General features: G+C 57.2%; 23 protein-coding genes and 1 pseudogene. 17 read left to right on the plus strand and 7 right to left on the minus strand.

Annotated elements, in window-relative coordinates:
• The first annotated feature begins 35 nt into the window (after window positions 1-35).
• From BM338_RS04740 to BM338_RS21315, 5 genes are all read left to right on the plus strand, one after another.
• Window positions 36-332, plus strand: coding sequence for a type II toxin-antitoxin system RelE/ParE family toxin (locus BM338_RS04740; protein WP_090449652.1), 297 nt, complete (start codon window positions 36-38; stop codon window positions 330-332).
• 1 nt (window position 333) lies between these two features.
• The gene (locus BM338_RS04745) at window positions 334-633 is read left to right on the plus strand and encodes an addiction module antidote protein (protein ID WP_090449653.1); all 300 of its coding nucleotides are present in this window, start codon (window positions 334-336) and stop codon (window positions 631-633) included.
• A gap of 1,468 nt (window positions 634-2,101) precedes the next feature.
• Window positions 2,102-3,787 carry a DUF6531 domain-containing protein gene (locus BM338_RS04750; protein WP_177229222.1) on the plus strand — a complete coding sequence of 562 codons (1,686 nt, stop codon included), beginning with the start codon at window positions 2,102-2,104 and terminating at the stop codon, window positions 3,785-3,787.
• Window positions 3,788-4,152: 365 nt separating this feature from the next.
• Entirely contained in the window at window positions 4,153-6,558 is a 2,406-nt protein-coding gene (locus BM338_RS04755; RefSeq protein ID WP_255367216.1) for an RHS repeat domain-containing protein, read from the plus strand.
• 12 nt (window positions 6,559-6,570) lie between these two features.
• Complete coding sequence (locus BM338_RS21315) at window positions 6,571-7,020, plus strand: hypothetical protein (protein ID WP_143109243.1); 450 nt, start codon at window positions 6,571-6,573, stop codon at window positions 7,018-7,020.
• Window positions 7,021-7,054: 34 nt separating this feature from the next.
• Here the strand turns inward: BM338_RS21315 and BM338_RS21575 are convergent, their stop codons facing one another.
• Window positions 7,055-7,621: a hypothetical protein gene (locus BM338_RS21575; protein WP_177229224.1), complete on the minus strand. Its 567-nt coding sequence runs from the start codon at window positions 7,619-7,621 to the stop codon at window positions 7,055-7,057.
• A 210-nt stretch (window positions 7,622-7,831) separates the two neighbouring features.
• Here BM338_RS21575 and BM338_RS04765 point away from each other — a divergent pair, with 210 nt between their 5' ends.
• Window positions 7,832-8,059, plus strand: a complete 228-nt coding sequence (locus BM338_RS04765) for a hypothetical protein (protein ID WP_090449656.1) — start codon at window positions 7,832-7,834, stop codon at window positions 8,057-8,059.
• A gap of 210 nt (window positions 8,060-8,269) precedes the next feature.
• Here BM338_RS04765 and BM338_RS21730 read toward each other — a convergent pair.
• The 5 genes and pseudogenes from BM338_RS21730 to BM338_RS04790 form a co-directional block, all read right to left on the minus strand.
• Window positions 8,270-8,413 (minus strand): annotated as a pseudogene (locus BM338_RS21730) (IS5/IS1182 family transposase); the annotation flags it as partial.
• A gap of 67 nt (window positions 8,414-8,480) precedes the next feature.
• Complete coding sequence (locus tag BM338_RS04775; RefSeq protein ID WP_090449657.1) at window positions 8,481-8,885, minus strand: hypothetical protein; 405 nt, start codon at window positions 8,883-8,885, stop codon at window positions 8,481-8,483.
• Complete coding sequence (locus tag BM338_RS04780; protein ID WP_177229225.1) at window positions 8,872-9,819, minus strand: RHS repeat domain-containing protein; 948 nt, start codon at window positions 9,817-9,819, stop codon at window positions 8,872-8,874. The genes BM338_RS04775 and BM338_RS04780 overlap by 14 nt, the downstream gene beginning before the upstream one ends.
• An 80-nt stretch (window positions 9,820-9,899) precedes the next feature.
• On the minus strand, window positions 9,900-15,755 hold the full coding sequence (locus tag BM338_RS04785) for a hypothetical protein (RefSeq protein WP_090449659.1): 5,856 nt from the start codon (window positions 15,753-15,755) through the stop codon (window positions 9,900-9,902).
• A 497-nt stretch (window positions 15,756-16,252) separates the two neighbouring features.
• On the minus strand, window positions 16,253-16,876 hold the full coding sequence (locus tag BM338_RS04790) for a tyrosine-type recombinase/integrase (RefSeq protein WP_218156293.1): 624 nt from the start codon (window positions 16,874-16,876) through the stop codon (window positions 16,253-16,255).
• A gap of 108 nt (window positions 16,877-16,984) precedes the next feature.
• On the opposite strand from BM338_RS04790, the gene BM338_RS04795 reads away from it, so the two are divergent.
• The 11 genes from BM338_RS04795 to BM338_RS21685 all read left to right on the plus strand — a co-directional run bounded on the left by BM338_RS04795 (window position 16,985) and on the right by BM338_RS21685 (window position 24,219).
• Window positions 16,985-17,311, plus strand: coding sequence for a hypothetical protein (locus tag BM338_RS04795; protein ID WP_218156294.1), 327 nt, complete (start codon window positions 16,985-16,987; stop codon window positions 17,309-17,311).
• 533 nt (window positions 17,312-17,844) lie between these two features.
• Window positions 17,845-18,168 (plus strand): hypothetical protein, encoded by a 324-nt coding sequence (locus BM338_RS04800; RefSeq protein WP_090449660.1) that lies wholly within the window; start codon window positions 17,845-17,847, stop codon window positions 18,166-18,168.
• The gene (locus BM338_RS04805; RefSeq protein WP_090449661.1) at window positions 18,169-18,525 is read left to right on the plus strand and encodes a DUF5076 domain-containing protein; all 357 of its coding nucleotides are present in this window, start codon (window positions 18,169-18,171) and stop codon (window positions 18,523-18,525) included.
• Window positions 18,526-18,696: 171 nt separating this feature from the next.
• Window positions 18,697-20,160, plus strand: coding sequence for a glycoside hydrolase family protein (locus BM338_RS04810; RefSeq protein ID WP_090449662.1), 1,464 nt, complete (start codon window positions 18,697-18,699; stop codon window positions 20,158-20,160).
• 271 nt (window positions 20,161-20,431) lie between these two features.
• On the plus strand, window positions 20,432-20,668 hold the full coding sequence (locus BM338_RS04815) for a hypothetical protein (protein WP_090449663.1): 237 nt from the start codon (window positions 20,432-20,434) through the stop codon (window positions 20,666-20,668).
• A gap of 81 nt (window positions 20,669-20,749) precedes the next feature.
• Window positions 20,750-21,154 carry a hypothetical protein gene (locus BM338_RS04820; protein WP_090449664.1) on the plus strand — a complete coding sequence of 135 codons (405 nt, stop codon included), beginning with the start codon at window positions 20,750-20,752 and terminating at the stop codon, window positions 21,152-21,154.
• Between the two features lie 409 nt (window positions 21,155-21,563).
• Window positions 21,564-21,815: a hypothetical protein gene (locus BM338_RS04830; RefSeq protein ID WP_090449666.1), complete on the plus strand. Its 252-nt coding sequence runs from the start codon at window positions 21,564-21,566 to the stop codon at window positions 21,813-21,815.
• Between the two features lie 77 nt (window positions 21,816-21,892).
• A complete protein-coding gene (locus tag BM338_RS04835; RefSeq protein WP_090449667.1) occupies window positions 21,893-22,342 on the plus strand; it encodes a DUF4262 domain-containing protein in 450 nt (149 codons plus the stop codon).
• A gap of 70 nt (window positions 22,343-22,412) precedes the next feature.
• Window positions 22,413-22,997 (plus strand): HAD family hydrolase, encoded by a 585-nt coding sequence (locus BM338_RS04840; protein ID WP_090449668.1) that lies wholly within the window; start codon window positions 22,413-22,415, stop codon window positions 22,995-22,997.
• A 311-nt stretch (window positions 22,998-23,308) separates the two neighbouring features.
• On the plus strand, window positions 23,309-23,617 hold the full coding sequence (locus BM338_RS04845) for a hypothetical protein (RefSeq protein ID WP_090449669.1): 309 nt from the start codon (window positions 23,309-23,311) through the stop codon (window positions 23,615-23,617).
• Window positions 23,618-23,691: 74 nt separating this feature from the next.
• Window positions 23,692-24,219, plus strand: coding sequence for a DUF6985 domain-containing protein (locus BM338_RS21685; RefSeq protein ID WP_090449670.1), 528 nt, complete (start codon window positions 23,692-23,694; stop codon window positions 24,217-24,219).
• 1,341 nt (window positions 24,220-25,560) lie between these two features.
• Here the strand turns inward: BM338_RS21685 and BM338_RS04865 are convergent.
• Window positions 25,561-26,820: a tyrosine-type recombinase/integrase gene (locus tag BM338_RS04865; RefSeq protein ID WP_090449673.1), complete on the minus strand. Its 1,260-nt coding sequence runs from the start codon at window positions 26,818-26,820 to the stop codon at window positions 25,561-25,563.
• Window positions 26,821-26,879: the final 59 nt, after the last annotated feature.

Here is a 26,879-nt window from a genome sequence, read left to right on the forward strand (position 1 = left end):
ACTGTGATAGTCAAAATTCACAGTGAGTCACGCTCGTGCTGGAGCTGGTCAAAAGCGAAACCTTCGACGCATGGATGCGTGCCCCCAAGGATCGCCGCGCCAAGGCACGCATCCAGATGCGGATTGATCGCCTGAGCCTTGGCAACCCGGGCCAGCATCGCTACCTGGCTTGCGGCATCAACGAGATGAAGATCGATCATGGCACTGGCTATCGGGTGTACTACACGATGCGCGGCAACTGGCTGGTGATCCTGCTGTGCGGCGATGACCAGCGTTCTCAGCAAGCAGATATCGCCAACGCCGTACACATCGCCGAGGCTCTGGAGCATTGAAATGGCAGCGAAGAAAGAGAAATTCAGCCGTTACGACACAACCGACTACCTCAATACTGAGGAAGACATCAAGGCCTATCTCGAGGCGTGCTCCGAAGAGAATGATCCAGCCCTGATGGCGGCCGCACTCGGTGCCGTGGCGCGCGCACGAAACATGAGTCAGCTGGCCCGCGATACCGGCCTTACGCGCGAAGGACTCTATAAAGCGCTATCGGCCGACGGAAATCCCAGCCTGGCCACTGCCATGAAGGTCGCCAATGCGCTCGGCTACCAATTGCGTCTGGTCCCGATGGGTCATTGAATCGCTGGCTCGTCTGTCTGGTATCGCCATGCGCCGCGCGGATTCAACGGGATGGCGAGAGACGATATGAAAAGAGAATGGTGGCTAGAGGCGCCACCGAAGACTCCACACAATCTATTGATACAGATAGTTTTTGATTGATATCGCCGTGACAGGTACTCACTTTTGTACTCACAGGATGTACTTGAAGCTATGGGCAAGATCCAGGAGCACCTATTCGGCAGCCCAAAATGTGAGGGGCATTCGGAAAAAGGTAATTTAGGTAACCATGCTCTGAAGATCGCCTATTTCACCAATGTAAACATGCATTTATGCGACATGGCAAAAGGTAATTATTGGGTAATCAATAGGTAACTAATTACCTCTCTAAAAGGTAATCCTGAGCAATAAGTCGATCTAATAAAATCAATGACTTACGCATAGATTACCTTTTGGGTTACCGCAGATTACCTTTGATAGGTAATCTTTATTCTAAATATAAACAACGCCTTATGCGCGAAAATGGCGTCGATTACCTGGATTACCTTTTTCCTAGCCCCACCCTCCCATTGCCTGGAAACCCTCGCCGTACTGGCGCCCCAAGGGGGGTATGCGCGCGTCACTTTGCGTCGCCATCGATGTCCTTCTCCGGCTTACCCGTCGGCCATGCGGTCGACCGCGAGCGACCACTGAGGCTTGTGGATCAATGCGTCGAAATCGCCACAGAAAGGCTGCGCGGGTGCGGCGGGGGTAACCGCACGGCGGCGGTCGGCCGCGGCCTACATGGCTACGCGGCCACTACCGACTTCTTTCACGTCGCTGATTCGCCAATCTGTACCCCGCACGGCGAGTCAGGCCCACGGACCGGTGACCCGGGCGCCCCCACTGGGAAAATCAGTCCCCCTGATTGCCCATTGGCCCCCACAAGGGGCCATTCTTTGGTGCATTGCATTCTAGTGATGCGCGCTCTACCCATTAGTTTGACTGTGCGTGATCGCCTCGAAACCGCCACCCAAGCGGGTGCGGCATGGGTAGCCGCGTGCGCAGCGGAGAGGAGCGCCTCCCATCACAAAGAGGCGCTTCGCCCGAGCATGAACACCTCGGGATACTTCACATCTCCTTGACATGGTTTCTGGAGAACCTTAATAGGAGCACATGGTTAGAAATGACCGTGGCTAAGAACACACCGGCGGTAACATATCGGTGATGATATGGACGGCACCATGGCGCAGGAGCGCTATGAGTACTCAGGGATGAGACTCGCCAACTTAAGGAACAAGGATGATCACCAAGGAATGGTGCGCCTACCTGCCCACTGGGCGGTTACGCCTCCCCAAACAAAGCCTTCTTCGCTACTCCCCCCTTCCGCATGGCGGGGGTGGATATCCGGCGAACGGCTCTCCCCGATTACCGCCAGCTCATCTTTCGATGCCTTCCATGACACGTTCATCTCGTGGCATCGATTCACCCGTGTCCAATGGAGAACTTCATGGCAAGGAAAGCGAAACCAATTCTGTTGCTTGATGGCCGCATGTCGCCGCGCGGCCTCACTTTGATGGAGCGAGCGACGACGTTCATTGCGTGTATTTTTCTTGTGTTAGGGGTTTCTTTGGCCCATGCGCAAGACGACCCTGATCCCTACACGTACACCATCGCGGGTGGCGATGGAACGGTATACGCGCATGCAGACGACGCATGTCAGGCCGCTTATTCGGACGACGTCGCGTTAATTCATCAGAACACGCCAGGAAGCAGCGCTTACACGGTAAACATCCTTCCTTACCAATCGCCGATCTTCAATGCGGCGTCCTCAAATCCGCCGAAACTGATGTACTACGCCTGCACCACCTCATATCAGCTCATTTATACGGCGAATGGTCACGTTGAGGATTTGCAGTTTAGCCATCTCATTAAGGGTGTACAGAAGGATACTCCCTGTCCTGACGGTCAGATCAAAAATGAATTTACTGGGAAGTGCGAGAACCCCAATGAGGATCAGGACCGCAAGGAGGTCGGCGATCCTTCGGACTTGCCGCTCGGAGGCGTCATTACCTGCGCTGGCAATCCTGTCAGCATTGCATCGGGAAATAAGTTCCAGAACGAGGAAGACTTTCGCGATGCCAATGGCGAGCTAGCATTCGAGCGCTATTACAACGGCTACAGCCGAGCTTGGACGCACAGCTATGGCATGACGCTGGCTATCAACGGCAATACGCTGCTTCTCACGTCTGACGACGGTCGCTCTTCCATTTTCACTTTGACCAACGGCGTGCCAGTCGGCGAACCAACAGAGCAAGGAAGTCTTCGGCAGGGCAACCAACAGTGGATCTACACCGCCGCAGATAACACGATCTATACGTTCGATGCGATGGGTTTTCTCGTGCGCAAACAGCTCGCCGACGGGCGCGCGCAAACCATCACCTACACGTTTCAGGCGCCCAGCAAGATGTCATTCACCGTCACCGACTCGGGTGGACGGACGCTTCGGTACGTCACGAGTTGGTACCGCGGCCCGCTCGAAAGCCTGACGACGGGTGGCATGACCATCACCTATACGACCGCCGGTGCAACGTACCTCATCACCAAGGCCGTGAAGTCATGGGGTGACCACACCATCACTCGAAGCTATGTCTACGAAGACGCGAACAATCCCGATCTTCTGACCGGCATCATCGATGAGCGCGGTGTTCGCTTCGCCACCTGGCACTACGACAGCCAAGGCAGGGCCATATCGAGCGAGCATGCCAATGGAGCGGAAAAGGTTTCCTTGGCCTATCAGGATGATGGCTCGGTGGTGGTGACCAACGCGCTAGGTCACAACGTCACGTACCGATATCAGGTTATTCAGGGCATAAAGCGCGTCACCGCCATTGAAGGCGAGCCCGCAGCCGGGTGTCCGGCTAGCAACAGCACGTACACGTACACAGCGCGAGGACAGGTTGAAACCAAAACCGACGCCTTGGGTACGGTGACTGCCTACGAGTACGACACGATGGGCCGTGAGACCAAGCGAGTGGAAGCAAAGGGAACACCGCAGGAGCGCACGACGACGACGACCTGGGACGCCACGCGCTTCCTTCCGTTGACGGTCACTACGCCAGACCGTGTGACGACGTATACCTATGACGACCAGGGGCGTCCGCTTTCGAGCAACGTTCACGCTATCAAGGAATGACAGACATGAAGAAAAGGATTCTTTGCAGTCTCGTCGCGCTGAGTTTGTCGGCGTCGGCAGTGCATGCCACAACCCCAGACCGAATCTCTACGAGGGCCTATAACGCTCAAGGTTTGGTCGCGAGCGTTGATGGTCCACGAACGGACGTCAATGACGTCACCGGCTACACCTACGATGCGTCGGGCCGTCTGGCGACCGTCACCGATGCCCAGGGCCACGTGACATCGTTTGACACGTATGACACATACGGCCATCCGGGACGCTCGACTGACCCTAACGGGGTCGTGACGACCATGACCTACACCCCGGAAGGTTGGCTTCAGTCCACCACACGGGACAGTACAGGGACGCCTGCAACCACAACCATGAGTTACAACGCGGTCGGGGATGTGATTCAGACCACAGATGCTGATGGCGTGGTGGTGAGCTACACCTATGACGATGCCCGTCGCCTGACGGACATCACGGACGCTTTCGGCAACCGCATCCACTACACCTTGGACGCTGCCGGAAATCGCCTCAAGGAGGAGACGTTCGATAGCCCCAACACGTTGAAGCGGACCATCTCGCACACGTACAACAGCCTCAGCCAACTTCTGACGGTGGTCGACGCTTTCAATCGGACCATCCTCAACTACAACTACCCTGATGGCTATGATGCAGCGGGTAATCCAGCCCACAGTTCTGACGCAACAGGCGTCCAGCGGAAGCGCGGTTACGACGCGCTGCACCGCCTGGTCAGCACCATCGACAACTACAATGGCACAGACGCAGCGACCAAGGACACGCAGAGCGTGTCGTCCTACGACGCCAGCGACCATCTGGAAGGCGTGAGCGATCCCGACGGCCTGAATACGATCTATAGCTATAACGGTCTCGACGATCTCAAGTCGGTACAGAGTCCGGATACCGGCACGACAATCTACGCCTATGACGCTGCGGGCAATGCCACCCAGCGCACCGACGCCAAAGGCGGTATAAGCACGAGCACCTACGACGCGCTAAATCGCCGGACGACCACGACCTATGGCGATAGCTCGCTCAATGTGGCGTACTCTTATGACGAGCCCAATAGCGCCACGGGTTGCACCGCGTCCTATCCGATCGGCAAGCTGACCAGAGTCGTGGAGAACGCGGTCACGACCACTTATTGCTATGACGCCCTCGGTAACGTGGTGCAAAAGCGTCAGACGCAGGGCACCCATACGGACGCGACCATTTATAGCTACTCGCGAGCCGGTCGCCTCGCCAGCATCCTGACCCCCAGCGGCACGTCTATTCAGTATAGCCGTGACGCCATCGGTCGAATCAGTGGTGTGACGGTGTTGCCACCAGGAGTGACGGGCGCTGGCGCAGGCAATGTTGTCACCGGTATCACGTACCTACCGTTCGGCCCCATCACCAGCTACACCCTGGGCAACGGCCAGACGATTACCCGCAGCTACGACGCCAACTACGCGCTGACCGACGTCACCAGCCCCGCGCTCAACCTGCACTTCGCCCGCGATGCGATGGGCAACATCACGACACTGGGCAACGCCGCCGGCACCAACCCGGCCAGCGAAACCTATGCTTACGACCCGCTGTACCGGCTCACCGGACTGAAAGACGCCAGCGGTAACGCCATCGAGAGCTACACCTACAGCAAGACCGGCGATCGGTTGAGCAAGACCGCCAATGGTCTCGCCACCGGCACCTACGGCTACCAGAGTGGCACGCATAGGCTGACCAGCATTGGCACCAGTGCGCGCACCTACGATGCCAACGGCAACACCACCGGGAATGCCACCGCCGGCAACACCTACGGCTATGGCTACAACGGTCGCAACCGGCTGACCGTGGTGCAGCTCAACAACCAGACGGTGGGGCAGTACACCTACAACGCGATGGGGCAGCGCGTCGCCAAGAGCAGTACGTTCCCGCAGAGCGTCAGTCAGCGCTTCACCTATGACGAAGGGAGCCAGCTGATTGGTGAGTACGGGACCACCAACCGCGACTACATTTGGTTGGGGGATCTGCCGGTGGCGGTGGTGGATACGACGGGAACGACAAGCACCGTGAGCTACATCCATGCGGATGGGCTTAATACACCACGTGTAATCACCGACAGCGCGGGTGCCGCGATCTGGCAATGGACTTACCAGGGCAACCCTTTCGGCGAGCAGCAACCGACGTCGAGCAACGGCTTTGTCTTCAATCCTCGGTTCGCAGGACAGTACTTCGATGCCGAACTTGGTACGGCATACAATGTAAATCGAGACTATGACCCAGCGACAGGGCGTTATATCCAAAGCGATCCACTTGGGTTGGATGGAGGCATCAGTACTTACCTGTACGCAAGTGGCGGGCCACTAGATAGCACGGATGCGCTTGGGCTTACCGACTTAAGAGTGAATAAAACCACCCATACGATTGAGGTTGTGGACGGCTCCGGAAATGTGCGTGGGTCCTTTCCTGCATACAACAATGCGCAGCGAGGGAGCAGAGGACAATGGGCGGACGGCACATATGACTATGACTACCACACCCGTCATAACGACGACGCTGCTGACAGCGCTTATGGGTCGAATGGAAACTACGTATTCCGCGTCCCTGGTTGCTCGGGATGTGGCGTGCATTCCGGGCGGCAGAGCACACCCGATCAACTGGGCCGCACAGGACCACAACATGCAACAAGTGGATGTATCAGAACCACGGATGCGGCCACTGATTTGATTGGGCAGCTGGATCGCGATGGCGATCCGGTACGAAGAATGACGGTGTCACATTAAGGAGTGTTCACAATGAATAGGCTTGCATGCCTTGCTTTCGCGCTCTATTTTTTTTGTTGCCTTTCACCAGCAATTGCTGCCTGTAATTCCCAGATGGCCAAGAAAGCTGAAGAGCAGGCGTCCACACTAAAAACATGGAGTGCGCTCCATCAGTCCTTCAAACGGTATGCTGCCTGTGATGATGGCGCCATAGCTGAGGGGTACAGTAACTCCGTCGCCACTCTTTTGGCCGATTGGAGTGACGTTGTCTCGCTTAACAGAATGGTCACCAAGGATAAAAAGTTTGGTGATTTTGTTATTAAACATATTGATTGGCTGATGACTCCTTCACAGTTGGAATCAATCGATTCTCAAGCAGGAAAATCATGCCCGACTGAAGCGACAGCGCTATGCGGTCGGATAAGAGAGAGGGTTAGTGAGATTCGCTCCTCAGCGGAGCAAGCGAGTCCTGGCAAGCAGTAAACATGAAGGCGACCAATTGGTCGCCTTCATAGTTTCAATCGGCCGCCTTTGCACCATTGCCATCCACGTTGGTAACGGCGTAGTCACCGAACTCCACCACCTCTTCGCCAAGCCAATCATTGAGCTGCTGAAAGCGCGTCATCAGCGGCAGCAGCTCATTGATCGCGAACACCTGAGCTGCCGGCACCACCGATCCGAATCCGGTGGTGCCCGTGGGCACCAAGCCAAGCAACTGTGGTGGTACGCGATGCGCAGCGAGCGCATCGTCCCGCGTGACGTTCTTGATGCTGAAAAACTCATCCTTGGAGCCGGCGTTGCGCGCGTCAACGTTGGAGTTCATGTCGGCTTCGTTGCCTCCGGGTTCTTGATAGCACCGCACGCGTGCCAGTCGCTCAATCTGGCGACCGAGCAAGTCGATCTCTTTGAAGTCGCCACCGGTTTTCTTGTCTTTGCAGAGGGGTGGCAACACGCGTACACGAAAGACATGTTGCAACGGTCCTTTGCAAATTCCGCTCCGATCGAAGTATCTTGATGTTGTGGCCGCCAATTCGGCCGCCGGGCTTAGAACCCCGAAATCTAATAGGCGCACCAGCGCCGGCATGTCATGGGCGCTTTTTTTGTGCCTGCGGTGCGGCGCAAAGGGGCGGCATATCTTGTCGACCCTTGCCTGCCAGTTTTATGGCGGGTGGCGCGCGGGAGCCTTTGGGCTCGCCGGTTTCCTATTGGCCGGAGTTCTAACCGCGCGTCACCCGTCGCCATCGTTTAGAACCGATGCGTCGGGTTCCTCTAGAGCTTCATAGGAAATCCGTACATGGCAGTCACCTCTCGTACTTTCGCCCCCGATCCCCGCACCCTGTCGCGCGCCGTCGAAGATTTGCGTGCGCCGTATCAGGCCCTGCAGATGGCCGCCACCGGCATCGCGTCCAGCCTGCACACAGGCTCTGCCGACGAAAGCGGCGTCTACCATCTACTGCAGGCAGTGGCTGGCCAGCTGGATATAGCCATCACGAAGCTTGAATCACTCACGACTCCTCACTAGTGAAGGGCTCACAGTCATCAATATGCTGTTTGGCGTGATATAGCGATGCGTGAATGTTCGTTCCGGGTCGGAAGCAAACATTCAGTCTATCCGCACCAGAACCCATAGGAGCGACACCTCACAACGGAAGCTCGGACGTTTGCTCGATCTTCTGCATGAGGATTTCCGTCTTAACGCTCTGGATACCCTTGATGCGATTGAGATGCTCCACCTGGAACCGGCGGTACCCGGCTCGCTCAGCGCTAGTAGCTCGGCCCGCAGCACCACCTCGTCAATCTCTTCAAGGAATCGCTCGCGCCGTGCTGGCTTCTTCTTGGCCTCGAAATCTAAGGAGGCCAACGAACGTCGCTTCATCGGGGATGCGCTTTTCGGGGGGCATCGCCGCGACGATGCCTCAGTCGGGGGATGGATCAGAGCGTCCCTAATTGATAAGTATGAAGTGGAATTCGGAGACAATCTTGCCGTCGCGGATCAATGCGTAATAATACGGATCACCAACATTCGTGGATCGATTCGCCCTTAAACAATCCACCAGACGCAATTGATCTCCTGGCTGGATGCTCGCGCTCATCTCGATCCACTCCGGATAGTGTTCCGGCTTTGGATTACCCATTCTCTTTGCGTCTTCGATGACTTCCGACTGACTCAGCGGAACCGATACCAGGCAACTCGGAAAGCCCAGCTGTTTGGCAATCGATCTTGGCTCCATCTTTACTGCTGTCGGCGCAGAAGCGCAGCCGGCAATCGCGAAAGCGACGGTGATGGCCGCGATGAATCCGAAGCATACGGAAGAATCACCAGAGTGAGAGTGTCTACTGAATCGCATCGGAGGCATCATTGAAAGGTGTTTGATGATCGAGGTTGAATTGAGGATTGGCCCAACCGTGATTTGGCAGATCGACGCCGGAATAGAGTGTATGGAGAATTTCGTGCCCAAAAATCTGGCCTAGATTCTGCGACTTGCCGCCACCGTTGAAGAACGTAATTGGACCGTCTGAGGGCGCACCGTCTGGCCCAGGAGGCGTAGAGGCGATCACGATGGGACTTGTTTGAGCAGTCGCAATGGTCTGCATGGTCTCCATATGACTGACGATACTGGTTCCGGATATTTGTTGATCAGGAATTGCCAGCTTCTCGCTCCCTTTGATCGTGACTTGCCCTCCTTTGGCCGCCAGATCCTTGGCAGCCGAATATTTGGCTGTCATCACGGCTTCCGCGCGAAGTATGCGACTTCCCATGTCTGCATGGAAAAACTTGGCAAATCCGCTCCCGCTCGATAGGGCTTGCTCCCTCGAGATTGTGTTCCCGCCCTTGTCTTTGAACGAATCGAATGTGCACTCCACCTTTCCATCCGTCGTCTTGCACACCCGGCCGTCCGGATCAATGAATCTTGCGGGGTTGTTATTAACATATGTGTATCGGCCGAAGTTGAAGAGGTCTCCTGACCTTGGCGACACTGGGTCACGGCTTAAAAAGCGCCCTGCAGCAGGGTCGTAGTAGCGTGCCTGCATGTAGACGAGCTCGGTATCGGGGTCATTCACATGGCCCGCATATCCGGGGCCGGCTGGCGGACTACCTAGTGCCTGGCTTCCGTAAGGCCTGTAATCGAAGGTAGCAGTGATATTCCCATTGGCATCAGCCTCTGCGAGAGGCGTGCCCAGAGGATCGACGTACACGTACGTGACGGTGCCTGGCTGCGCATGGGCGACGCCCAGCACCAGGAATAGCGGGAAGACAAACCAGCCAAGACGTCCTCCCATCTCACCTCCTGGTGGGTGACGCCGCATGCTCTCCCGAAAACCAAGGTGCATGCAAATGCCCTTTGATATACCCATGGCCCTCACCCGTTGGAGATCGTAGGCGTGACGGCAGCACTCCAAGCGGAGCACCCCGCCGCATTGCACGCGCGCACGCTGATCGTGTAGTTCGTGCCGTTCACCGGAATGGAAAGTATCGAGGTGGCGGCGGTGTTCTTGATCAGGCAGACACCCGTTCGGCAGTACTGAAGGTCGTAGCTGGCCGCGCCCGCTGAGGCGTTCCACAAGGCATCGAGCTGATAGGTATCCGGCGGGCGGTTGGGAATCACCGTCGAGAAGCCCTTGGCGTCAGCACTGCCAGTATTGCGTGCCGCGGCCAGGGCTCCTCCGGAGAAGACCCAGACGGTTCCCCGCAAGCCGGACGGCATAGCCGGAATGGGCGTGACGGTAATGGAGCCGGTATTGCTCCATGGGCCACAACCGGCGGCGTTGCATGCCTGCACACGATAGCTGTACGTGGCGCCCCCCTTGCCGCTCGCCAGCCAGCTGCCGCTGGCGTTGTTCTGCACCGTGTACCAGCCGCCGCCGTTGACCTGCTCCTGCAGCTGGTAGGAGGCCGCATCGCCTACGCCGGTCCAGCTCACCCAGTAGCTGCCCGTGGTGTCGTTGGCGGGCACCGAAAGCGAAGGGGCGGCGGTGGGTGCGAGCGTTACGGACACGGCGTTGCTCGCGCCGGTTTGGCCGCTCCATCCGCTGGCATTGTTGGCCGTGATGAAGAACTGGTAGCTGCCGCTAGCGGATGGTGTGACGCCCACGGCATTGGCGACAACGCTAGCAATGCGCACCCACCCGCCGCCGTTGAAGCTCTGGTAGACGTCGTAGCTGGTAGTAGTGGGGCTGACGTTCCACGTGACGGTGAACGGCCCGTAGGCCGTGCCCGGCGCAGTGACGCCAGTGGGTGTCGGAGGCGGCAGCAACACGCTGGTCGTGCCCATGCTGCTCCATGCGCCGCAACCGGCGACGTTGCATGCCTGCACGCGGTAGGCATAGTTACCGTTACCCTTGCCGCTGGCTGCCCAACTGGTGTTGCCGTTTGCCTGCACCTGTGTCCACGCGCCGCCGTTGGCGCTCTCCTGCACGGTATAGCTGGTGGCCGTGGCTACCGTGGTCCAGCTGATGGTGTAGGCGCCGTTGGTGCTGTTAGCCGGCGCGGTAATGGTGGGCACGGCAGTGGGAGCGCGCGTCACCACCAGGTTCGTGCCGCTGGTGGCGAGGCTGCAGCCGTTGTCGTTGCACGCCTGGATCTGGAAGGCATAGGTGCCTGCCGCGAGATTGCCAAGCACGGTGCCGGTGGCCGCGCCGGCATAAGCCTGCGTCGGTGCGCCGCCGTTGAAGCTTTGCTTCAGCACGTAACTGCTCGCGCGCGCCGTGCTGCTCCAGGCGATGGTGGCGTTGCCGTCATAGCTGGTCGCCGGCACCGTGAGCGCGGCCGGCGCGGCAGGCGGCTGGCCTAGCGTGGTATCGACGATGACGGTCGCAGATACTGCCCAGCCGCGCATGCCGTACGCGCTCTTCGCTTGCACTTGGTACTTGTAGCTGCCGCTGGTGGTGCCGGGACGACTGATCGCATTGGCGGTGGTGTCGCTGACAATGGTGGTCCATGCACCACCATTGACTTGTTCCTGCACGTCATAGCTGGTCGCAGAGATCGGCGCAGTCCACGTGATGTCGTAAGCGCCGCTGCGGGCGCCGGTGGGGACCGAGATGCCCGGCAGTTCCGGCGTCACACCCAACGTGGCCGAGAAGGCCCAGCCAGTGCATTGCATGCCGACGCAACCCTTCACACGATAGAGGTAACTTCCGCCGGGCTTGTTGGCGATAGCGAAACTGGTTCCCGTGATGCTTGCGCCGGCAGTGCTCCAGCTCGCACCGCCATCGCCGCTTTCGTCGAGCTGGTAGCTGGTGGCGCCCGTCGAGGCCGTCCAGCTCACGGTGTAGCTGCCATTGTTCGGGTTCGCGTCGAAACTGATGCCGCTGGGCGCTGCCAATTGCAGCGTTTCGTTGCGCGCGATCATGCGCTTACCGAGGTAGATGTAGCCGGTGGCTTTGGCGGTGGCCGTGTCCACCGTGTACATCAACTGCCCGCCCTGGCTGTAGAAGTAGTACGTTTGACTGCCGTTGGGCCTAGCCTTCAGCACGCGGCGGCCACTGGCGTCATAGCTGTAGCTGCCGAAGTTCGGAATGTTGGTGAGCTGGTTCTTGTCGTTGAAAACTAGCGTATTGCCATTCTTGTTAGTGACGTTGCCTCGGGTGTCATAACCCAGCGTCATGACGTCGGCGGCACCTTGCGAGATGCTCGTAAGGCGATTCGCCCCATCGTAGTTATACGTGAACGTGCTACCGTCGCTGATGCGGCTGCGGATGTTGTTGAGCGCGTCGTAGGTGTAGCTTTCCGTGCCCCAAAGCTGGCTAGCACTGGCGGAGCTCAGACGGTTGAGCTGGTCGTAGGTCATGCTCTTGCTGCGCTGGCCGGTCACCACATCGGTCATACCGGTGATGTTGCCGTTGCGATCGTAGGCATAGTCCAGGCTGAGGTTGAGCACCGTACCGCTACGGCCATAGATGAAGTTCTGCAGCAGTTGGCGCGCGTTCTTATCCGCCACGTAGCTGGTGCCGTTGCCGAAGTTGAAACTCTTCACGTCGCCATCGGCGAAGTAGCTCACCCCCGTAGCGAAGTCGCCCGCCTGGCTCGGGCGCCCAAGCGCGTCGGGCGCGTAGTCGATGACGGTCGCGTCCGGGTAAGTGATGGTCTTGAGGCTGCCATAGGCGTCATGGCTGTAGTTGATCACGTTGATGCCGTTGCCGGTGACGCCCAACTGTTCCTTCGTCAGCACCCCGAGCTTGTTGCGCGTGCCAATCCAGCTGGTGATGCCCGAGTCGGCCGTGTGGACATTACCCACCGCGTCATAGGTGTAAACCGTGCTCGGCGTGCCCGCAGGCGGAACGAGCGAAAGCACCCGGTTCATCGCGTCGTAGCTGCGCGTGGTGCGGGCCGCCGCCGGCACCTGATCCTGGCTGCACGCGGTGCCGGCGATGTCCAGGCCAGAAGCCGTCCATGCCGCGTTGTTGGCATTGTCATAGGCGATGACTTCGCTACCCGACTCCGGCTCGTAAGTCCGGCACAGGCGATGGAAGCCGTCGTAGTAGAGGAACTTCGTAGTATCGACCACCGTGCCGGACGTGCTCCATTGGCGGATGGCCTGGGGGTTGCCGTAGATGTCGCGCGTCACCGCCTGGTTGACGCTTTCCGGCGCCTGCACGCCGATCACCGCGTCCATCGACGGCACATCGAAGACCTGGTAGCTGGTGATGGTGACGTAGTCGTTGGGATCGGCCGGAGTGGCCGTACCCTGCGGGGCGGTCACTTTTTTTCGTGCGCCGGACAGGTATTCGATGGTGGTAGTCAGGTCACCTAGTTCGGACGTCTGGATGGTGGCCGTAGGGCGGTCGAGCACGTCATATTGCGTGGTGACGCCAGCGGCGAAGTCATCAACGTTGGTCGCCGTATCCCGCGGATAGGACTGGAAGGTTGTGCGACCTTTCCAGTCGAAGCGCGTCGCGCTCGTGCTGAGCGATCCGGCGACATTATCGATGTACGTTTCCGACAACACCGGGCGCAGCATGGCGTCGAAGTAGGTCACCACGCGCGAGGCGCCCTTGCTTGCCGTGCGTCGCCAGTGGTTGGCGCTGATACCGCGCTCGTCAGCGCCCACGTAGTCGTACCGGAAACCCTTTGAGTACCACGGCTGCTCGTCGCCGCTCGGATAGTCGACACCAGTGACACGCCCACCAAGATCGTAGTGATAAGTCGTGGTGGCGCCCGCGCGATCCGTCGCGGTGAGGATCTGGCCGATCGGGCTGACTGTGACGGTTTCAAACGTGGTGTCCGCGTAATCGACGCGGCGGGGAATGCCCATGTAGTAGTCGGAGAACGCGGTGGTGTGGATGTTGCCATCCGTCACCGAGGCGAGGTTGCCATCCGCACCCCATCCATAGGTGAACTGCTTCTGCCCGAAGCGCCAGTATTCGGTGACCTGTGCCAAGTTGTTGTAAACGTATTTCTCGGTGACCTCGTTCGGGTTGACCGAGGTATTCATCCGCTGATCCGGTTGGCCCAACACCCATAGCGTGGTGTCGTGGTGGTAGGTCAGTGCTTCGGCATAGGTAGCCTGACCGGCGCTGCTGTGGCGGGACACGTGGAGCGGATTGCCGTAGTCGTCAAAGTCAGGGGCTTCCCAAGTGTAAGTGTCGCCTTCCTGGACGATGGAGCGGGACGAGGGCCAGCGATAGTAGTTATCGCCAGAACTCATGCCGGACGCCGCGCCCACGGAGTACGGCACCAGGTGCGTGTACCAACCCTTGTTTTCCACACGCGCGATGCTCGACAGCGAGGAGCCGGTTTCGGTCTTCAGTACCAAACCTTGTGTCGCCGAGCTGTACTGGTTGTCCATGGTATAGCGCGTAACCGAACCATCGGGCGCAGTGACCACGACGCTGCGCCACGTGGGCGACCCGGCATTGCACTGCACCGATGCCGGTGTCTGTGCACCGCTATAGCACCCGTTGGAGGAACCGTAGTCGTAAGTCCAGTTCTGCGCTGACAGGCCTGCACCGGTGACCACTTTCTGCGTCAACGCCACGCTGTCGTAGAACGCGGGCGTTGAGATGATGCTGTAGGCGCCGTGCGTGGATGGGTAATTGCACTGGAAGGTGACGAACGACTGCCCGAAGCGCATCGGCGCCAGGACGAAATCGCCCACCAGACCGCTTGGCGTGGTGACATGGATGTTGGCCTGGCCTTTGTAGGTGGGGCTCAGGACATCACAGCTTGGTAATGCGCCGTTGTCCGTAATGTCGCCGGTGCGTGACAACGCCCACACGCCGCCGATGGGGTCGGTCACGGTGAACCCATACAGCCCACCTGAGCCGGTGGTGCCGTTGGTGAGCGTCCAGGTGCGCGTGCCATCGGCCACGGTGTAGCCAGTGCTGGTGGTGGTGACAGTAACTTGCCGGCCGTCGTTCGAGCTGATGACCAGGGAGTCGCCCACGTGGTCGTACTTCACCCAGTTGCCGAAGCGGTCCTCGATGCGGCTGACGTAGTAGCGCACTTCCGCGCGCGACAGCACCGTATTGCCGCCGAGTTCGGCCACTTTGGTGATGGCGGGCGCGAATGTGTTGGCGACATCGGTGAAGTAATAGCGTGTGCCGTCTGGCGCGTGACCCACAAAGGCTTCACCCTCGGTGAACCCGGCTTCCACCGCACTCAGGCACGAAAAATACCAGTTGTTGCGCGTCGTCCAGTGGTAGGCCTTGCCGTCGGTGGGCTGGGGTGCCGACGGCAATATCTGGTACATCAGCTCTGAGGAGCCATCCGCCAGCGTGATGCTGTTGCCGTGCCAGTATTCCTCGGAGAAGAACGTGCTCGCCTTGCCGCTTGTGTTGGCCGTTTCCGGCGGCTGGCCAAGAACGGGCACTACCGAGCAGCGATCCTTGGTGGCACCGCCGCCGGACGCCGTCGCCACCCAGCCGGTCCTCGTGCTGAAGGTACCGCTGATGTACGGCCGCACCAGATCCAACTGGAAAGAGATGTTCTTGTAGATGGGCTGAGGGCTGTAGCGGAACGCCACACTGACCGGCAGCGCGTTGTTTCCTGGCAGGCTGACGATGGTGCGCTCGAAATACGTGCTGCCAGTGGAGAAATCGGCCCGATCACCCAGGTCTGCTCCGCCCAGCACGATAGCGTCCTCGGCGCGGCGCAGCTGCTTGAAGTAATCCTCTGGAATCTCGATGGACTGCGCCCCCACGCCAGCCACATGTAAACCGAAGACGAGCACGATCAACGACGCGCGCATGAATGCGCGTGCACTACGAAACGGCATCTTTCTGTCCCCTTGCAGATGCCGCGCGCCAACCTGCACCCCTGCAAGTTCTTACGGCATGGGGGCAATCTAGGCAGGAAGGTCAGGGAGATGCAAGGGCAGAAGCGGACAAAAACTTGCGTTTAGTCACAATATCGGGGGAGGCAGCGGCAATTTGCGCCGGTGGTTCCAATGTCCTTGATTCAGTCGGATGAAATACGGGCCGACATCAAGCACGTGTGGCAATCCCCGTTGCGACGCCCGTGCTACCACTTAGGCATCCATCCCTTCTGCCCCAGCACTCCGCAGTACCCGAGCGCATTCGGCTATGGTTGAGTCAGTGGTTATCACATCGTCCAATAAGGCGACGTGAGGGGTAATGCAACGCCAGCGCGAACCGCGAATATCCTGTGCACTTTGTGTCGTCGCGCCAGGTGGTCAAGCTCGTGACAGAACGTCCGAGAAGGATGCCCGCTTTGGGTCGGAAGCGGACTCAGCGCTCGACGTTACCCTGCTCATCAGACCTCAGTCTCCTCGGACAGCGCAAGAGCGTCCTCGACTTCGATGCCCAGGTACCGCACCGTGCTCTCGAGCTTTGTGTGGCCAAGCAGTAGCTGGACCGCTCGCAGGTTGTGGGTGCGACGATAGATCAGGGTCGGCTTGGTGCGCCGCATCGAATGGGTGCCGTAGTCGGCGGGTTGAAGCCCTGCGCTGGCTGCCCAACGCTTCACGACCCGCGCGTACTGACGGGTTGATAGATGAAATCCTGATCGCTGCCTGCTGGGAAAGAGATAGTCCTCTCGGGTAAGGCCCTTCTTGTTGATCCATTCCATGACCGCCTGCCTGGTTTGCTCGGTTAGCTCGAACTGGACCGCTTTCCCCGTCTTGCGCTGGATGATCTGAGCTCTGGCGCCCAGGCCGCCCTCGCGCGCCAGATCGCATACCTTGATGGCGATCAGGTCACACCCGCGAAGCTTGCTGTCGATCGCCAAGTTGAAGAGCGCCAGGTCGCGAGTACGTCGCTGCAACTGGAGCCGGACCCTTATCCCAAAGATGTCCCTAAGCTTTAGTGGCAGCTTCTGGCCGACGATTCTTCCCCGATTCCATGGGACGGGCGGACGGCCAGTTGGCTGCATGCACATGGCGATACTCCCCGGCGGTTTAGAGAGTTGCCATACTGAGTGCTAGGGGTTCAATGGGATGTCTGCTTTCGACCCATAGCGGACATTCAACGCTCAGCCCGGAGGAACATGTTGAACTTGCCTTACATCCCGGAATCGGTGTTAACAGCGCTGCGTTGGGGCTCCATTCCCGAAAGCTCCCCGCATACGCACAGGGAGATCGCCGAATGGTGCGACCAATTCTGGTGCCATTTCATGGATGTCGACGCGCCCGCTGAAATCGAGCGTCTCCTGCCCGTACTTGCTGATGTTGACGTCCAGTGGGATCTCTTTCTCGCCAATACCTACACGTTCGAGCAGCTTCGAACACTCAATCTCAATGATGTCAGGTTGCCTACTGAATGGTTTGACGATTGGGCTAGGCAGGCACAGCCAGGCAGTGAACTGTCCGGATAACCTTGACATCGGCGAGCACTTTGATGGTGTGGAGCGGTAACTTAGGTCCGCTCCCGACCCACAGCGGACATGGTCATTTGTGCAGCATTTTCAGTCCGTGCGCGGACCAATTTCAGAAGGCTAGAGGGACCGACTGTTCATGTCTAAGTTGAAGACAGCTTTGTTCATTCTTGTCGTCGGACTTGGTCATCTGCTCTGCATGTTCACCTTGATTGCGGACCGACTCTCACGTGCTTCATGCAACGTGGGTCCCGAAACAATGTGCGTGACCCCGACCAGTAAGGTGATAGAGGCAACCCTGAGCTTCCCATTCTTTACCGTTACTCATCTACTTGGATTGGACGGACACTTTCAGTCCTTGTTCCTTGCGTCATTGGTACTTAATTCGCTAGTAGCGGCAACATTCATTTGGTTTATCACTTGGAGATGTCTCTGCCTGTGGCGAAGCGCCCGAAATCGAGCGTGATCTAGGTCGTTCGATGGTGTCCGCTTTCGACCCATAGCGGACAGTTCACTCAGTGGGAGGAAAGAGCTTGGACTTTCAGATAGACCGATTCGAGCCGAGTGGACTTATCGTTGGACGTAATGGCTATGCGGACATTCCGCTGGGAACGGTGTTCGTTGCGGTAACTAAGTGCCGTGTGGATGGAAAATCGCCGGAACTGTCTACTGTGGATCTAGGGGATGTCGCGACTATCGAGCTTCGACTCACCGAAGTTCAATGGTTCCGACGCTCCTTGGAAGTGATCCCGAACGGCCATGCCGCTGGTATCCGTCTTGAAGGTATGGGGCTCGAAGCAATTGCTGCCGCTCTTGCTACCAAGCGAGATCGTGAGTTTATTTCTATTCGGACGTAAATGTCCGCTACCGACCCGCAGGGGACATTACGCGTGGGGATTCCTGGGGAGGAAATTATGTTCGGACGGAAGACGAAGGAACTACTCGTGCCACCTGCTGCCAAGAATGACCCAAGAGCCATCGAGCTCATTCGGGTGTGGGCCGCTGACGGCAATCAGCACGTTTCCATCTCACCAGATGTCTGGGACGATCCGGCGACCTGGGGAGTCATGCTCGTAGATCTGGCGAAACATGTGGCGACCTTCTACGCCGAAGAACGCGGTATGGATAAACACGCAGTTCTCGCTCGAATCAAAACGCTGTTCGAGGCGGAGTGGGATTCGCCTACCTCCGAAGTTACTGGCAATGCTGTTTAGATAGGTCCGCTTCCTACCCAAAGCAGACCCTGTTGACCGGTGGCAAGAGACAAAGTGAGTCGCGAGCATGGGCATGACCCCAAGGGATGCACTTGGCCGCCCAGGCACTCCGACTTGAGTGAGGCCGGAGCCGCTAGCTATTTTTTATGGAAATGGAGATGGTGTAGTCCAATGAATTCCAATTACATCCGCGTTCTAGAAAAAATTCTTTTCGCAGTTCTCTTGGTTGTTGCCACGACCGCCGTGGTTGCAGACGAATATCTACCGGACCGTGCTTACCTGTTTACCCAGCCAGGCTACAACTACGTTCCGTCCGTCATTGACGATGGAGTCACTGAGAAGTTTTGGTGGTGTGGGTATGGGACAGCAACGAACGAGAATGGCCGGAAAACTGATGTCATCTACTACACCACCTACTCATGGTCGGCTGGGAAGTGGGGCCCCATTGTTCAAGTACTTGCTCCGGACGGAGGGAGATGGAATCAATCTTCACAACAAGGAAGTACGTGGGAGTGGGCATTCACTTGTGATCCGTCAGTGATACAGGGGACTTTTGTTAACCCTGACGATGGCGTTTCGTATTCCTATGCCATGTACTACACGGCCACGAATACGACGGCTGGCGCTGGAACGGCCAACAGCATCGGCGTGGCATTCTCAAACGACGGTATCAGCTGGGTCAAATACAGCAAAAACCCTGTTATTACGCAGCAGGATCCGTCGAAAGTGGACGTCTATGGAGCCGGTCAAGCTGCCACATACAACTACGATGGCAAGTCGGGTCTCTATCTCTTCTACACTGACGACACAACTAGTAATGGAAGGAGGGTTTGGCTACGCAGCACGACTGACGGAATCCATTTCGGCTCGCCAACGCTTATAAGCAATACCAGCAGCGACGACATCGCTCTATGCCCCAATGATGACTTCGCCTACGACTGGAAAACGGGTTACTTCTACGGAGCCATTGAAAGTTGCGACTTTCAGCGTGCTGGGGAAAGCGTGCACTACCAGTTTGGCTTATACAGAATCACAGGGGCTGATTTACTGAAAGGCCAGGGAGCATGGGAGCCCCTTGGTTACATCAACTCGGCGATGACGGGTTTTTCCGTCAACCACAGTCCCGGCCTGAGGCGCGATGGCTTTGGCAATTCAACCGCCTGGCTGCCTCTGGTGTCGGTCTACTTTGCGGGTGGCACGAACGATCCCAGCACCTGGAATCTGTCCACCGTCGGCTGGGTACCCAGTCCTAATACTTTTGCGCTCAACAGATACGTCCAATATCCGTACGGCCATTGGGTCAGCACGGGGTATGTAGATCCTGGCTATACGCTCGAGTCGACGCTGGGTTATCTCTACATGACGCAGATGCCAGGTACTCGCCCAATTTATAGCTGTCAGTTACTCGATGGCATCCATCACTTCCTTTCGATGGACCAGGGCTGCGAGAGTCAACTGCCGTTGGGCGTGGCAGGGTGGATTTATCTTGCGCCACCACAAGACGTGAATACTGTGGCTATCTATCGCTGCAACAATGTAAATGGTGATCACTTTGCGTCTACCGACCCAAAGTGTGAAGGGACAACAGTTGAAAACCAAGGCAATCCGCTGGGCTACGCCCGTACGTCTCCTTAGCGCCGATATCGGCAGAGCACAAGCCGGGGCGGCGAAACTGGTTCGCAGGCGTTTCTCGCCCCGCATGGTCTGAATGGATTGCAAAGTGCGGCCGGACGCCATCTTCAATGTATGGCCTACGTTGCAGCACTTCGCCAAGGATACCCACGGCTATAGAAATGCACTTCGGCGAAGATGTCGTGCCATCTAAGCGTGAGGAATAAGTGGCCATTGGAACGTCCGCTTTCGACCCAAAGCAGGCGCTTTCAAATACTGGGCCAAGGAGATGGCGATGAAGAAGGGTATCCAAGCAACAGAACTGGAATCGCTGGACGTCGATGGCCTTGGCCTAGTCAAAAAGGGACTCCGAGTAGTTCACCCTATGTTTGGCACCGGAACCGTTGTAGCGCTCTTTGCGTTCCATCGTGGCGGCCATTCCATCGGGGTCGAATTCGTGACCGCAGGCTATAAGGCGTTGGCGCCCGAGTACGCCAAGCTACAGTTGGCTGATGTCGGTAGTGCAAACTAGATCCGATGATCAATCGACCGGCTGAAGCCGCAACCCAAAGCGGACCTAGACGGGAAGAACAAATAAAGCGTTGGGGATGCTATGAACTATCGACGCATGGGGGCGTTCTCGATGCTGGTGCTTCTGGCCTTGCTTGTTCCGGGGCTGATCCTTGCCATGATGCTGGGGTGGAAACCCCTGCTTTTTGGTCATACGCCGGATGAAATGGGTGTCAGCTTTCGATTGATCGACCACATCGCTACCGGTGCGGCGACGGGCCTTACTTACGTATGGCTTCTCTGGCCCATCACTAAGAGGCTTCTGGCCCATGTAGTGATTGTTTTCCTTGCCGTGGAAGCAATTCAATCGATGGCCGGGCTGGTGCTAGGCGATTCCGTTGCCGATGCTTTTGTTTGGCAGGCATTTCTCGTCGACGCACTTTATGCCGCCGTTGGATTGATACTGGTGATTGGATGGCGATCGGTCCGTGTAAACATGGCGTCGTAACGTCCGCTTCCGACCCAAAGCGGACCTTGCGGTAAATCCAAGCAGATGGTGATGCGATATACGAATTCAGGGGTTTAGATGATCGCTGCGTACATTCTCTTTGGTGGAGTTGTCGCGACCTTCGCTTGCATATCTGTGTTCTTCACGGTGTTCATCGCACGCGGGGCGAAATACAAGGAATTGTCGGACCCTGACTACCCGAGCCTTACCAGGGGGAATCCTTTGACTGCGCTCTTTATCGAGCGTCTCTTGACCCTTGAAGGGCTCAGGTTCCGTAGTGCCTTCTGCAAGACCCTAATCGGCATGTGGGTCGCCGTACTAGTCGCAGGTGTAGTGGCAAATAGCATTGGCTAATGTCCGCTTCCGACCCAAAGCAGACATTGCCGAGGTTCGTCTCACCGGGGGGAATATGGCTTACAGGATTGAATCAGAATCTGGTCGCGATCAATTCGGCAACTATCGCTTCCGGATCTACAAGGACGGAAAACTGGTAGCTCGCTACTGGCATGACTATCGAGGCGACGAGCACGGTATAGATTTTGTAACTGGGGAAAGCGACCAATGGCCGGTAGGCCGCCTGACGGATTTCGTCGAAGGTGGTGGGCCTACACCTCTGGTGCTTTCGGCTCGTGGCGTGGCCTATTTAGATCAACGGACGTAAGCACGAAAGGTCCGCTCTCGACCCGTAGCGGACATCTCAGGAGTACACAATTCGCATTGTTGAGAACCGTGTCACCTATGGACGAAGCTGAGAATAAATGTTTGTCAGATGTCGAAAAGTATGGTTGCCAAGTCCGGCATGTGATGGCGGAGGGCGATTCACCTCCTTTTAGCTACTCGATAGGCATCGAGCGCTCGAGTGGCTCTCCGGAGATCATTGTTGTCGGCCTTGAGCAGTCGCTATCCCATTTCATTGTCAATGAATACAACCGGCGCGCTCGGGACGGAGAGCAGTATCGTCCCCACCAACGTGTCTCCGATTTCATCGAAGGTTTCGATTGTGAACTTCGAGCAATGGATCTCTCGCACTATCGAAACTATCTGGGCTGGGCTCTCTGGTTTTACGGGGGGAGCAACTTTAGGGTGCTCCAGCTTGTATATCCGACCACGACTGGCATTTGGCCTTGGGACCCCGACGCCCCTTCGTCGTTCAAGATCTGGCAGCCTGTGCTCGATACAAGCGGTTGATCTCGGAAGGTCCGCTTCCGACCCAGAGCAGACATAACGAAGAACTTGAGCAGCGGACAGTTGAGGCGGCGTGGACCAACGGCACCTACTGATACTGGATTTGGACGAAACATTGGTTCACGCAACCAATGCACCACTTTCGCGCGCCCCAGACTTTCAAGTGCCTCCCTACGCACTCTATCTTCGGCCAGGGGTTGGCGAGTTCCTTGATTGGGCTTTGGCGACGTTCAAAGTTGCCGTGTGGACATCGTCGTCGCCGAAGTATGCGGAGATTGTCACGAGCCTCTTATTTGAAGACCTGTCAAAGCTCGAATTTGTATGGGCCAGGGACAGGTGTACGCCACGCCGAGACTTTGAACGGGACGTTTGGTGGGACTCAAAGCCTCTTCACAAAGTGAAGCGTCGCGGCTTTGATTTGCGTCGAGTCCTTGCAGTGGACGACAACCCTGAGAAGTACACCCGCAGTTACGGAAACTTGGTGGCGGTGTCGCCCTATCATGGAAGCTTAGATGATGATGAGCTGCCTTACTTACGGCGCTACTTGGAGCAGTTGGCTCTGCATCCAAATGTGCGCAACATTGAAAAACGATTCTGGCGCCGCCGCCTGGGAGAGGCCGACAAGTTTGGACCTTCGGGCGGTTTGGCCGACCGGTAGACAATGTCCGCTCCCGACCCGAAGCAGACATCGTCTAAATTAGGGATTGTTGCCTTTTAGGGGAGAGGGAACTTGTTTCCATTGCAATCTAAGAATCTGCGTCGACTTGCTCAGATTCGCTCGATTCTTTACCTCGTAATGATGGTCGTGGGTTTCGTGCTATTGGGCATCAGTATGCTCAGGAAGCACTGAGCTAAGCGCGCGCCGATAGGCGACTTAAGATGCCCGCTTCCGACCCGAAGCGGACATCCTGAAAGGGCTTTCATCGCCAGGCGATTCGCCAAACTGTTTCATCTTGCCCCCGGTGACAAATGGTCAAGTACCCCGTTGTAAATATTGGCGATTTGCGTCGCATCGTGAATGATCTACTGGATCACGTTGAATCCGTGAATGGGCCCGAGCTTCGACTTGATCAGGACTACTACTGGGACTTGGGTAGCGAGGTCATGTACGACGTCACGAAGCAGGTGGCCAACGTCGATTTAGTAGGAAGCCTCGGCGATAGTTGGGAGTTCCTGTTGAACATGCAACGTGACGATATCAAGCAAAACGGGCCCTCACTGATGCTTATCCATGCAGCACCGCTTTTGCGTTACATCGGAGAGAAAGTAGGACAGTAGTCGACGGTCAGAAAGGTCCGCTTCCGACCCGAAGCGGACATTGCAAACTGGACGAGGATGAAGGGGAAGGACGCATGCAGATCCCAGGACTTGGGGTGGTAACGAAGGATGACGGCCTCGGCTGGTACATAAGCGACGAGGTCAGGATCGAGGCCTTCGGTGGGCAGGCGTGTCGAGTTTGTGTGGAGGGCTACGCCGGCGATCACGACAAGGACGCTTTCCATGAGGCGATAGCAAACCTGTTGTCCGCTGATGAGAGAGTCCTATCGGCGGCTTCCCCCTCTGTTTTCGCGTACTACGAAGATGTGAGGCCATATCTATCCCCGAGTGACCTGGCGAATTTAAACATTGCTACGCCGGCTGACGTGTGGAGCCATGTTCAATTCGGCAGCGAAGTCATTGTGAGTCGAAGGGGAAATGGTGATCGCTGCGTGTATGTCTCAATTGAGTGCAACTGCGACTGGGAACGTGAGCATGGGCTTCTAATTGTTCTCCGGGGTGGGCGCTGGATAACCAAAGTCGGTCCATATGACGGCCACCTCACGAACTCGGATGCCTATGGACGAAGTGAATATGAAGACATCGTCTACGTACGGATTTAGTTCGTTCGGAGTGTCTGCTTCCGACCCGAAGCGGACATCTCAAACAGGAGGCTCAAGTGCCTGGAAAGTACATGTATGGAGACCCGATTCCTCCAGTCATCGCTGAGGGGCTTTCGCGGATACGTCGAAGGAAAATGTTCGCCTTCGGCGCCATGCTATGCGCCCCTCTGATCTTCGTCCTGGCGTCAGCGATTTTGCCCAAACTCTTTCCGTACGTTGCGCTTGTAACCTTGGGATTGATGATCGTTCCTGTTGCTGGTTGGTCGTTTAGTACATGCCCACGGTGCAAGCAGCTGTTCTATTGCTCGTGGTACTGGAGCGGTTTCTCTCCCAAGTGCGTGAACTGCGATGTCCCTCTCGATGGGCATAGCACGCGGGCGGACAATGATTGAACTGTCCGCTTCCGACCCGGAGCGGACACTCCATTAACATCAAGGACTAGCGGATGCCGATCATCAGAGGACGCCTAAAGACTATCGTTCTTGGCGCACTGGTTGTCTTCCTGAGTGGAGGGATCGGCTTCTACTTCGGGTTTGGCAAGGGCGCCAACATCATGGCTACTCTCGCCAGCCAGAACCGAGTGTTCGATTCACTTAGTGATGTGAGAAGGTCTGTGTCGGTACTCGAAGCAGCCGACTCGGATCTAGTCAGGCGGAAAGTAGCTACGGATCTTCGTGTTGCGCTTTTTTCTCTAGATAGCTATTCGTCAGCGGTACCGTTTGTGAAGTGCCGCGATCAGGACAGAAAAGCTCTAGAGCTAGCCGCTAGCTACATCGCGGCAAATCCCGATCCGAGGATCTTTAACGGTACCGCGGAGTTGGGGCGCGGGTTGAGATTCTGCGAAGGTCGATGATCCTAAACTGTCCGCTTCCGACCCAAAGTGGACATTGCAAGAATCGGCCGTCGGACATGTGTTATGAGTCATCACATATGCCCCGACAGGAGATCTGCTGGGAATAGGGATTGGGCAATGACTAGGTACATCTGGCTTTTCGCGGAAATAGCTCTAGGTGCTTGCGGCCTTCTTGGCCTTGTTATCTATTGGGCGCGCCGTCAGCCGGACGACACCCAAAGGCGCTCTTGGTTGTCATTTGCCTTGCTCTGGCCGGCCATCCTCGACGCAGATAAAGAAAGACGTAACGGGTGCCTTTTTACTGGACGCGAGTGGCTCGGTTGGTTGGTGGTGGGCGTCCTCATTCTTGTCGGTTACCTGATTGGAAACCATGGCAGCAGATCGTGATGCCGGGCTGGCTGTTCAATCCACAAAGTCCGCTTTCGACCCGAAGCGGCTCTGACCAGCTGACCACCGCGGTCGCCGGTCGTGATGCGTCGGCACCCCTTTCATGCGTCGGCTTTCTTGCTCTCTCTCATACGTCGCATCTCGGCGGATCCATCGCCGAGGCGAAGCCTGTCCAAGTAGTCAGACCATGCCTGCATCATCTGCCGTCGCTCGGTGATGTATTGAGCCTTGTTGTAGATGCCTCGGATGCGATTCCGGTCTTTGTGGGCTAGCTGCCGCTCAATTGCATCCTTGTCCCAGCCAGCTTCATTGAGTGCAGTGCTGGCCATGTGACGGAATCCATGCGCCACGATCTGTCCCTTGTATCCCAGCGCATGCAATGCGGCGTTGACAGTGTTCTCGGACATGGGTCGATCAGAAGAGCGTTCGCCAGGGAAAAGGTAGCGCCCTGCGCCTGTCAGTTCGTGGAGCTCTTTCAGAAGTTGAGTGGCCTGTTTGCTCAAAGGCACGACATGGGGTTCAGCCTTTGCCTTCTTTGCCTTTCGCATCTTCAGTCGCATGCCTGGCACGGTCCAAACGCCATGCGCGAGATCTATCTCGCGCCACTCGGCATAACGCAATTCGCCGGGCCTGGTGAATACCAGCGGTGAGAGTTTCAGCGCATACCGAGTGATATGGGTGCCACGGTATCCGTCAATTGCACGAAGCAATCCACCAATATCCGAGGGTTCAGTGAGGGTAGGGAAATGAACGGTTTCTGCCGCGGGAATGGCGCCTACGACATCGGCGGCCGGATCGCGTTCCGCAAATCCATTGCGGATGGCGAAGCGGAAAACCTCGCTGAGATAGTTGCGAGTGCGATGTGCGGTTTCGGTGGCCCCTCGCTCGTGGATTCTCTGCATTGTGGTGAGGATCTGTGGCGCGATGACCTCGGTAATGGGCAATGCACCAAGCCATGGAAAGACATTGTTTTCAAGCCGACTGATTACACCGCGTGCGTAGCTTTCTACCCAGCTACTTCTCTTTTCGGTGAACCAGGCCCTGGCGATAGCTTCTAAGCTATTTTCAGTGGCGAGTTCGCGTGCGAGGCGATCAGCGCGGCGCTGCGTACTGGGGTCAATGCCGGTGTTGATGAGTTGGCGTAGGCGATCGCGTTCGGCACGAGCCTCAGCCAGGCCGACCTGCGGGAACACGCCAAGGCTGATCATCTTCGGTTGCTTCTTCAGGTGCCGATATTTCAGCCGCCAGTATTTGGCGCCGTTCGGCATCACCTGCAGGTACAGGCCTTTGCCTGCTGCTAGTCGATACATTGCATCACGTGGCTTCGCGTTTCGTGCTGCCAGCGCGGTCAGTTCCGTCATCTCTATCTCCTAACTACACCACCAGCGGCTCAGTGGTGGTATATCGCCAATTCTTGCGA

The organism is Dyella sp. OK004 (genome assembly GCF_900114495.1).
In the GTDB taxonomy this organism is placed as follows: Bacteria; Pseudomonadota; Gammaproteobacteria; order Xanthomonadales; family Rhodanobacteraceae; genus Dyella_D.

Bases quoted from the DNA above. Each gene is read 5' to 3' on its own strand.
- BM338_RS04745 (WP_090449653.1), top strand. From the start codon at position 334: ATGGCAGCGAAGAAAGAGAAATTCAGCCGTTACGACACAACCGACTAC.
- BM338_RS04750 (WP_177229222.1), top strand. From the start codon at position 2,102: ATGGCAAGGAAAGCGAAACCAATTCTGTTGCTTGATGGCCGCATGTCG.
- BM338_RS04755 (WP_255367216.1), top strand. From the start codon at position 4,153: ATGAGTTACAACGCGGTCGGGGATGTGATTCAGACCACAGATGCTGAT.
- BM338_RS21315 (WP_143109243.1), top strand. From the start codon at position 6,571: ATGAATAGGCTTGCATGCCTTGCTTTCGCGCTCTATTTTTTTTGTTGC.
- BM338_RS21575 (WP_177229224.1), bottom strand. From the start codon at position 7,621: ATGCCGGCGCTGGTGCGCCTATTAGATTTCGGGGTTCTAAGCCCGGCG.
- BM338_RS04765 (WP_090449656.1), top strand. From the start codon at position 7,832: ATGGCAGTCACCTCTCGTACTTTCGCCCCCGATCCCCGCACCCTGTCG.
- BM338_RS04775 (WP_090449657.1), bottom strand. From the start codon at position 8,885: ATGCGATTCAGTAGACACTCTCACTCTGGTGATTCTTCCGTATGCTTC.
- BM338_RS04780 (WP_177229225.1), bottom strand. From the start codon at position 9,819: ATGGGAGGACGTCTTGGCTGGTTTGTCTTCCCGCTATTCCTGGTGCTG.
- BM338_RS04785 (WP_090449659.1), bottom strand. From the start codon at position 15,755: ATGCCGTTTCGTAGTGCACGCGCATTCATGCGCGCGTCGTTGATCGTG.
- BM338_RS04790 (WP_218156293.1), bottom strand. From the start codon at position 16,876: ATGTGCATGCAGCCAACTGGCCGTCCGCCCGTCCCATGGAATCGGGGA.
- BM338_RS04795 (WP_218156294.1), top strand. From the start codon at position 16,985: ATGTTGAACTTGCCTTACATCCCGGAATCGGTGTTAACAGCGCTGCGT.
- BM338_RS04805 (WP_090449661.1), top strand. From the start codon at position 18,169: ATGTCCGCTACCGACCCGCAGGGGACATTACGCGTGGGGATTCCTGGG.
- BM338_RS04810 (WP_090449662.1), top strand. From the start codon at position 18,697: ATGAATTCCAATTACATCCGCGTTCTAGAAAAAATTCTTTTCGCAGTT.
- BM338_RS04815 (WP_090449663.1), top strand. From the start codon at position 20,432: ATGAAGAAGGGTATCCAAGCAACAGAACTGGAATCGCTGGACGTCGAT.
- BM338_RS04820 (WP_090449664.1), top strand. From the start codon at position 20,750: ATGAACTATCGACGCATGGGGGCGTTCTCGATGCTGGTGCTTCTGGCC.
- BM338_RS04830 (WP_090449666.1), top strand. From the start codon at position 21,564: ATGGCTTACAGGATTGAATCAGAATCTGGTCGCGATCAATTCGGCAAC.
- BM338_RS04835 (WP_090449667.1), top strand. From the start codon at position 21,893: ATGGACGAAGCTGAGAATAAATGTTTGTCAGATGTCGAAAAGTATGGT.
- BM338_RS04845 (WP_090449669.1), top strand. From the start codon at position 23,309: ATGGTCAAGTACCCCGTTGTAAATATTGGCGATTTGCGTCGCATCGTG.
- BM338_RS21685 (WP_090449670.1), top strand. From the start codon at position 23,692: ATGCAGATCCCAGGACTTGGGGTGGTAACGAAGGATGACGGCCTCGGC.
- BM338_RS04865 (WP_090449673.1), bottom strand. From the start codon at position 26,820: ATGACGGAACTGACCGCGCTGGCAGCACGAAACGCGAAGCCACGTGAT.